This is a genomic window from Veillonella sp. VA142, from assembly GCF_003992135.1.
GTDB lineage: Bacteria > Bacillota > Negativicutes > Veillonellales > Veillonellaceae > F0422.
The window spans coordinates 1-6,232 of the sequence record NZ_RQVN01000038.1 but is presented as its reverse complement, the minus strand read 5'-3'; the positions used below and the strand labels follow the sequence as shown (position 1 = coordinate 6,232).

The 6,232-nt window shown below is 36.9% G+C and carries 6 protein-coding genes; all 6 read right to left on the bottom strand.

Translation table 11 applies throughout. The annotated features are described in order from the left end of the window. Positions 1-256: 256 nt before the first annotated feature. The 6 genes from EO117_RS08860 to EO117_RS08835 all read right to left on the bottom strand — a co-directional run bounded on the left by EO117_RS08860 (position 257) and on the right by EO117_RS08835 (position 6,033). Positions 257-2,206, bottom strand: a complete 1,950-nt coding sequence (locus EO117_RS08860) for an LTA synthase family protein (protein ID WP_164727564.1) — start codon at positions 2,204-2,206, stop codon at positions 257-259. Positions 2,207-2,363: 157 nt separating this feature from the next. After that, positions 2,364-3,236, bottom strand: a complete 873-nt coding sequence (locus EO117_RS08855) for a sirohydrochlorin cobaltochelatase (protein ID WP_240632616.1) — start codon at positions 3,234-3,236, stop codon at positions 2,364-2,366. A 310-nt stretch (positions 3,237-3,546) separates the two neighbouring features. Beyond that, a complete protein-coding gene (locus EO117_RS08850; RefSeq protein WP_126940091.1) occupies positions 3,547-3,861 on the bottom strand; it encodes a hypothetical protein in 315 nt (104 codons plus the stop codon). 9 nt (positions 3,862-3,870) lie between these two features. Then, on the bottom strand, positions 3,871-4,920 hold the full coding sequence (locus tag EO117_RS08845; RefSeq protein ID WP_126940090.1) for a helix-turn-helix domain-containing protein: 1,050 nt from the start codon (positions 4,918-4,920) through the stop codon (positions 3,871-3,873). A gap of 24 nt (positions 4,921-4,944) precedes the next feature. After that, positions 4,945-5,247 (bottom strand): type II toxin-antitoxin system RelE/ParE family toxin, encoded by a 303-nt coding sequence (locus EO117_RS08840; protein ID WP_126940089.1) that lies wholly within the window; start codon positions 5,245-5,247, stop codon positions 4,945-4,947. Between the two features lie 192 nt (positions 5,248-5,439). Beyond that, entirely contained in the window at positions 5,440-6,033 is a 594-nt protein-coding gene (locus tag EO117_RS08835) for a phosphatase PAP2 family protein (protein ID WP_164727563.1), read from the bottom strand. Positions 6,034-6,232 lie beyond the last annotated feature (199 nt).

Genomic DNA, 6,232 nt, shown 5'->3' with positions numbered 1-6,232 from the left:
CTAAGTATCTTTTAAGGGTTCTTTCACGATGTTAAATTATTTATATCAAAGTGTTCAATTTCTACTTGCAATTTAAGAAGCAATTTTTTGATATTTCTACTTGTAATTTAATATCAATTTTAAGGACTATATTTTTTTATTTTAAAGGAGTTATTTTTAAACCAGGCATAATTTTCAAATGAGTTGTCAAATTCCATTATGTCACTATCCATTACACTTTTTCATCATGCGTATATAACTCATAGATATATGCCTCCTACTCCACCGTATTCCCTCTCACAATCCGCCACACGCTTATAGTCCGCAATGCCTTAATATACTTCGTATACTCTTCTGGCATAGTTTGTCCTTGTTCATGGATACCGCTAGCATCCACATACAAGCGATGATTAAAGCCCATTTTTGGTTGTGTAAATAGACTTGGCATTAAGCTCATATAAGTATCACCTTTACGACCTACTAGTTCTGCCAAGGTAGGATTAATTTGTAAGGCACTACCGAAGCTACTTTCACTTAGCCAACTAGGATTCACACCTTGTCCATAGACAATGAATGGTATCGCCGAGAAGGTAGGAATATCCACTTGGGTAGCAAAGCTAAACCGTTCAGAGTGGTCCCCTGTAATCAAGGTCAGCATAGTAGGGTCCAATTTCTCTACGTCATGAATCATTTTCCCCATCGTCATATCTGCATACCAAAAATGGCCGATTTCGTTCACCGTTTTGTCATCCTTTTTAATAGAGTCATCGCCTTTGCCAATTACTTTGGACGCATCAAAACCAGCTTTTGCTAAATCTACCGAATACGGTGGATGATTCGAAGATGTCATGATAAAGTGGAACACTTTTTCACCTGGCTGTTCCCCTTTTACATAATTGGTTATGGCCTTAAACAAATCTCCATCAGGAGCGCCCCAAGCATTGCCTCCTTCATAAGGGAAACTAGTCGCACCATGGAACTCGTCAAACCCTTGTGCTAGAGCAAATCGTTCCACATCTTGCCAAGTTCCAAATCCACCATACCAAAACACTGTTTTATACCCAAAATGTTTCATCATTTGCGCAATACCAGTGCCATATTTCGCTTTATAGGACTGCCCTTCATAATTTGGATAGAGACCTGCATCGGCTAATCCAGTAACATATCCATTAATCGCTGGCATAGTGCCTGTGCCATGGGCTAGCATATACTTCGTGTGCATCGCTTTTGGTGAATTTTGAATCGCCTTGCCCTCTTGCACAATGTAATTACCTAATTCTTCATAGTTTGGCAAAAATGGCCATAAGCCGTAGCTTTCACCTAGTACAAAAATAACATTATTCGGCTGAATAGGTAATTTTTCTTCTGTAATGGTCCGTGTGAATGCTTCATCAATGGTATTTGCCTTTGGATTACCACCCACAGATTGGATAACATCTTTAAGTTCTGCCCCTGTGATAGTAATTTTCTTCGCTTGTTTAGACCGTTCATAAATGGTGGATACTCGTTTCAAGGCTTGTCCATCATCTAAAATTGCTTCATTTAATAGATTAGACTTCGTCCGTGCTGCATTTTCCCAATGGATGGAACCATTATAGGTGAAAGCCCCTCCAAATCGCAACCCAATACCCACGGCTACAACCAACAGAATGGATCCTAGTGCTGTAGCAATTTGTTTACCTTTACCATGTATCTGTATTGTCCATGTACGATTGGTGTAGACTTTCATAAAGATATAGACCATAAGAGCACAGAATGCAACCGCTAATGGCACACGCCATAGCAATCCATATTCAGAAATCCCTGTTTGCAAGGTGGCACCAATGTCGTCATGAGCCCCGTTGATAATCATAGCATTGAAAGTAGCATGAAAAATCGTAAAGTATGGTATACGCAAGCAAAACAAGAAGGTAAATACCGCTGTACTAATACCGTAGATCCAACGACGAATTTTCCAAGGAGAATACCAGGTAAAGTTGCCAAATATACCAGGTATCGTAGAGAATACAAAACTAAGTAATACGATAAATCCCGCAGTTTTTAAACTAATCCGAAATCCTAACCATAAAGCCTCAAGAATATCACCAGCACCCACTTCTCCTAGTTGATCTTGAAAAAGCCCAATAAAAGCAATCCTAAACACCATAAATAGTGCGGAGAACCAAAGTAATCCTTTTACATCTAACTGCAGTCCAAGTATCCAATTAGATAGCTTTGTATGTCCCATGAGTCTACTCCCCTTATTACACATTATACTGGCATCTGTTATGACAGCGCACCGTCATCGTTCATCTGTTATTATCTTCCATTATACCCCATATTGTCGTAACAATCAAAAAATCGCATACCATGACGTATCATGATATGCGATAGTTTACATTCTATTATGCTGTTCTAAAAGCCCCATGTTTCACAACTGGTTTGCCTTCTCCTGTTTCACGTTGACGCATGGTGCGACGTTCTGCACTGCGAATGACTTGAGACAAGTGTTTCACAAATAATTCTTGGATATACGGGTTTTCTCCTAAACCTTCATTCCAGATAGACACGCCATAACCTTGTTGGCTCAACAAGGTTGCAATGGAGTCTGAACGTTCTCCTCCTAAGTAGTCCATCAAATGAGCGGATCCGATCAACGCCAATGGCACCACCAATACTTCTTGATGATCTAAACGTTCTAACAATGTTAAGGCTTGTTTGAAGTTAGGGAATCCATTAGCAGTGAATACCACTACGTTTTGCCCCGCACCGTACAAGCATTTTAATTGTAGCGCACTGTATTCTAATTGATTTTGACCATTTGCCATTAATAATACAGTTTTATTTAAGGCACGAATATTGATATGTTTAATAATGGCTTCTATGGTATCAGAGTAATCATCAGCATAGTTCTTCACCCCTAAGGAGTTCAACAATGGTTTACCCACCGTAGCACGCATTCCTCTATCGTTGGCTTCTTTCATCACTTCTTTGCGCATTTGTACATAACATTGGTCCCACACAAGGGCGAATGGCTGTACAAAAATATCCGTTACTCCTGTACTGGCTAAACTTTCAATAGCCCCATGTAATGTATATACATGTGCATCATATTTTTCATTCCATTTATCTACTAATGCATCCGATAAAAACACACGACGCACTTCCACACCAGGATACATTTCTGTAATCCGTCGTTCCATAGCACCTACCGATGCTTCCACTGCATCTCCATAGATGGAACCAAATGTTGCTAACACAATACCACGTTGATTCATATATGCCTCCATATTAATTCCTTGCTTGTTGGGTTACATAAACACACTTCTTAATACTTATCATACGTCACGTTTTGTATTATGTCAATGATAATTTTTCTCATTTATTAAAGATATTGAAAGAATATTAAATCTGCTCATATAAGACCAGTCGCCACATGCAGCAAAGATATATGTCTCGTTCTTAGTTCCTATACCATACATACTTAAAAAGGGGCAGGTGAAAACTACTCCATTTTATTCTATAGCCAAAAAGGTCTGACTATAGGTAGTATTATCTATGATCAGACCTTAGATGAATAGTATATAACTATGGTTGTGAAATAATCCTTGGTGCTGCTACCTTGAACACTTCACGCAATAATGGTAAAAATCGACCTTCGATTAATGTACGATTTCGTTCACTTTTTGTAATTAACCACAAGGCCATTCCATTGTATTTGATAGAAATTAAACTATTGATATATTGATCAAAGTCGGATTGTCCCATTTTCTCACACAATTCTAACAGTAAAGAATGTAATGGTTCCCCTTGGTACTCTGGGCGTTCCAATACTGGCGTAAACACTACCTCATACACAGAATCACTATATTGATTCGGACCTGCAGAACTTTGAAAATCCATAAAAACCTCCTATGCACTATATGTGGCAATATATGTATTAAATTGATTATACCCTATAATCCTATCTTTTTGTAGTCTTCCTATCACCAATGATACCCCTACCTCCTGAGTATCTGCAAAGGCTTGAATCGCATCGATATTTAGTTGTGCTTTATTAATAAATTTCCTATAGGCTACTCCATCGATTAACCATTGGCTAGCTAATAAATCTGCTTTCTGTTCATCATCATTACATGTACCATCCATTTTATAAATATCTCCCTCTATAATATGGGTAAGCTCATGAAACAATGTAAACCAAAATATATCTGCTCTTTTTTGTCGTAAACTAACACCTACTATAATATTTTGACTTGCATCATCTATAAAAGATAATCCTTGTAAGAATGAGCTAGGAATATGAGGTACTAATACCAACGCTATACCACATTCTGAAAGAGCCGTTCTAACCTCTTCAAAAAAGCTAAATGTTTCACATTTAGTAAATTGTTTTAAAAAAGCAATACATGCTAATAACTTTTCTTTTGAATAGCGACATAAACTTATATCCCTTGCTTGTAATTTTGCATATTGGGCTATCACTAATTTTGCACGCATAGCCTTATCTGTATCTCCTAATTGACGACAAACAATTGGTAAAATACGCGTATCATCCAATAGACTCAAATTAGCAACTTCAAAGAACTGACATAAATTAATATGCCTATCCACATGATTAGTAGCCTTATCAACCATATGAGCTTTTACCATATCGTTATATGGGAAACTATTAATAAAATTAATCTCTTTATCTGCTAAATTTTCTGTTTCTACCTTAGCTAGGTCCTCCCTATATAAGGACTCTAAACGGTTCCAAAATCGTGCTGGTACGCCCAATACTCGTTCTAATCTATTGGCTACATCATTCGTCAGACTGACTTTAGCATTTAATAAATTACTTACATGTTTCTCTGACATATTCATACGCAATGCAAACTCTTTTTGACTCATATTACGCAAATCTAATTGTTCTCGTATCGATTCCCCTGGAGGAACAGCTATATATGATTTGCTTTCCATAATTTCTTCCTCTCCTTAATAATTTCAATGATAATCTACTATATCTATAATTTTTATAATTTTAAGTACTCCCGTATCCTTATCTTTTTCAAAGATTAATCTAAATGGCTGGACAAGATCGACCGCATACTCACCTAATCTATTGCCTAATAAAGCATGACATCTTCCAATCTGAAATTGAATCATCTCTTCTATAGAGTCAGAAGCTCTGATCTCATTAATTCTAATTTTTATTTTTCTTGCCATATCTGGACCATAGGTTTTTACTGCTGTTTTCTTGTCTTCACATACTTTCTCTAACTTTTTAGATTTATATGTAATCTCCAAAGCATCACCACCTAATAATCAAAAATTAACCTTACAGGTTAATTTTATCATTACTGTTATAATATAGCAATATAGGTTAAATCAAATTAACACCCAAAATATTATGTTATTCTTAAAATTCAAAAAGGCTTTCACTTTTGTGAAAGCCTTACAGATAAAACCTTATTATTTAGTTAGTTAAGTAAATTCTCTCTACACATCTCTTCTGCTTCGGAATCGCCGTACATACTCTCGCATAAGTCGTGTATCTAATCCTCTATACAATCGCACCACACCACGACGTATCGTTTTATTATATATAGCTGTTAAAATCCACACGAGAATGAAAGCCCCCAGTATATCCCCAGGGTAATGGTTCCCTACAAATACGCGAGAAAATCCAACTAAAATAGAGCCATAGACCATCCATGTACCTTGCTTCCAATGATAAAATAAGATACCACAAGCAATGGCCATAGTACCTATTGCATGGTCACTTGGAAAGCTAGCATCCGCTACATGTTTTAATATTAAGACGGCATCCGGATGATCCACGAATGGACGGTTTTCATAGAACATGGAGCCTAGGATAAAACTACCAATCAAACAGATGACTAATAACACACCTGTGGCAAAACTTTCAGCCCGAAGCTTAAAACTACCTGTACGGAAACCTTTCGCATATAACCACGCCAATATGAGTATATATAAGTATGGTACCAGTTTAGAAACTGATATCATTACTGCATCTGCTATCACACTACGGTTGGCAAGACCATTGATGAGCGAGAACAACCAATCATTCATTATAACACCTTCCATTTCCTAACAAAGAGATAGATTATGTCTTATTATATCATGGTTCCCTTAGATAGAGAAACAGGGGCTGTAACAAAATAGCCCACAAATAAAATAGAGGAAAGTTGATTAAAAAGTATCAACTTTCCTCTATTTTTTATATTTTTAATAGGCAAAAGGGTCCCGAAGGACCCTTTTCATTGGTATA